General features: G+C 47.1%; 2 protein-coding genes and 2 pseudogenes. All 4 read right to left on the minus strand.

Features of this window, described 5'->3' with window-relative positions; all coding sequences use genetic code 11:
• Window positions 1-525, minus strand: a 525-nt coding sequence (locus R7P67_RS23120) for a glyceraldehyde 3-phosphate dehydrogenase NAD-binding domain-containing protein (protein WP_318086110.1), incomplete at its 3' end; no start/stop codon positions are given.
• A 42-nt stretch (window positions 526-567) separates the two neighbouring features.
• Window positions 568-903, minus strand: a complete 336-nt coding sequence (locus tag R7P67_RS23125; RefSeq protein ID WP_005478993.1) for a metalloregulator ArsR/SmtB family transcription factor — start codon at window positions 901-903, stop codon at window positions 568-570.
• Window positions 904-1,078: 175 nt separating this feature from the next.
• Window positions 1,079-2,233: pseudogene (locus tag R7P67_RS23130) on the minus strand (EAL and HDOD domain-containing protein); the annotation flags it as partial.
• A gap of 24 nt (window positions 2,234-2,257) precedes the next feature.
• Window positions 2,258-2,410: pseudogene (gene rhtB, locus R7P67_RS23135) on the minus strand (homoserine/homoserine lactone efflux protein); the annotation flags it as partial.

Genomic DNA, 2,410 nt, shown 5'->3' on the forward strand with positions numbered 1-2,410 from the left:
GAAAGAGGATTGCTCAATGCCCAATTTCTCATGAATGACTTTTACTACTGGTGCGATGCAGTTAGTCGTGCACGAAGCCGATGTCACGATACGATGTTTGTCAGGATCGAAAATGTGGTCGTTCACGCCAACAACGATGTTCGCAATGCCTTCTTCTTTCACTGGTGCGCTAACCACCACTCGCTTCACGCCCTGATCGAGATATTGGTCAAGGTACGATGTTTTGCGGTGCACGCCTGTCGCTTCAATCACAACATCACAACCAGACCAATTCACTGCATCGATGTCGCGATGCTGTGTCGTCGCGATGCGCTTGCCATTGATGACGAGTTCATTTCCCTCAACCTGCACTTCATGGTGCCAACGGCCTTGAACAGAGTCGAACTCCAATAAGTGGCCCAACGTTGCTGCATCGCCCGCAACATCATTGATTTGCACAAATTCCAATTCTGGCCAATCGAATGCCGCGCGCAGCGCCAAACGCCCAATGCGCCCAAACCCGTTAATCCCTACTTTAATCGTCATAGTCTTACCCTTTAATCTTCAACCTTGAATCTTTGTTCGCTGTTAACAGCAAGCCTCACGACTTTTATCGTGCAAGCGTGTAATGTCGTCTTGGTATTCTTGCTTCAAGCAATTCGATGCTACTAAGTCTTCAATCAACTTGCGCATCCATCCTGGCAATTGCTGCGATAACTCGTAGTACACCCATTGTCCCTGACGCTTATCGACTAAAATGCCACTCGATCTTAACTGAGCAAGATGACGAGAAACTTTCGGCTGACTCTCTTGCAATGCAAACGCCAAATCACCTACGCAAATTTCTCCTTCGCGGGCCACCAGCATTAAGCAGCGCACACGAGTCTCGTCAGATAAAAGCTTGAAAAACTGATGTGGAAGCATAGTTAACATACCTATATATGGATATGCGTATATGTTTATTTAATTGTGCCAAGGCGTCAAGAGCCACGCTCTTGCCTTCATAAAAGTTTCATACTAATAGAGAGAATTAGACCGCGACGACGCTTTGGCTCCAGCGAACCGCTTCGCTTAACGAGGCTTTGACTTCGTCGAATTACAAACCCAACTGACCCGAGAGCTTTTCGACGCCATGCCAATCAGCTCGCTCGTAGCATTCTTCTAGCGAGATCAGCACGCCGTACTCACCCTTACGATGCAGTAACGCTTGCTGCACAGAATCACTCAACGGCAGTTGCTTCACCAGGGCTTCGATCGATAAGTCGAGCATGGCATCTAAGATCGACAATAAGCCGACCATAAAGCCTTGCTCATTGAGATGAGAAAAAGGTTGGTAACGCGACATCAGCTCACAGAACTGGGCACGTTGCAAAGAGAGGTTGTACAACTCACGCGGTTTGTTGCTTGAGATGTAAGACGCCACCACCAAAGAGACAAATTGCTTCAGCTTGTCTTGACCAAGGTAAATCAGCGCCTGACGGAACGAGCTGATTTCCACCTCTAATGTGGTGATCTGGGTATTCACAAAACGCAGTAACTTGTACGACAAGGCCACATCTTGCGTAATGATGCTTTCAATGCGGTCAAAATCCGGCTCTGGCGCGCAGACGTGCCTAAACAGTTGTAACGCTAACACCTGCTCCGGGCTGACGTATTTGGTTTGCGACACCAATGGCTTGCTAAAAAAGTAGCCTTGAAAGAATTTAAAACCCGCCGCTTTGGCTTGCTCAAACTCTTCTGCGGTTTCGACGCGTTCCGCTAAAAAGTGATATTTGACGCGCTTAGCGAGGTGGGTTTTAACCAGCTCACACGCTTTTTCTAGCCCCATCGCCATGATATCGAGTTTAACGATGTGCACAAAAGGTAAGAAGCGACGCCACTCCGGCGTTAAAGTGAAATCATCCAGCGCGATCAAATAACCTTCTCGATATAACTCGCGAATTGCATCGAGAAGATCATCGGTAGGTTGGCAAGTCTCTAAGACTTCTACGACGATTTTGTTTTTTGGCAAGCTGCGAGGCAAACGACGTACCAAGCTCTGATGAGGAAAGTTGATAAAGCATCGCGAAGAAGCAATTACTGGGTTAGTACCCAGTGATAGAAAGTTCTCGACGATTAATCGGTATGTCGCTCGGTTTGATTCGATATGAGCGGGATAGGCGTTGCTTTCCCCATCTCTAAATAACAATTCATAACCCAGCGTCTGTCTTTTACGGTTAAAAATCGGCTGACGAGCGACATACGTTGTATTCATGCGATAGAACTACCTATAAATGGCTTAGGATTTTGCAGCCGCTAATAATGCGCCACAACCCATAAACATTGAACCGAATACTTTGTTAATTTTACCCATGATCTTGTCTGAACGGATAAAGCGTCCCATCTGCGCCGCTAACGTGGTGTAACCCAACATTACGCACGCATCAATCAC

Source organism: Vibrio sp. Vb0937 (assembly GCF_033338855.1).

Coding starts and splice junctions, on each gene's coding strand:
- R7P67_RS23125 (WP_005478993.1), bottom strand. CDS start 903: ATGCTTCCACATCAGTTTTTCAAGCTTTTATCTGACGAGACTCGTGTG.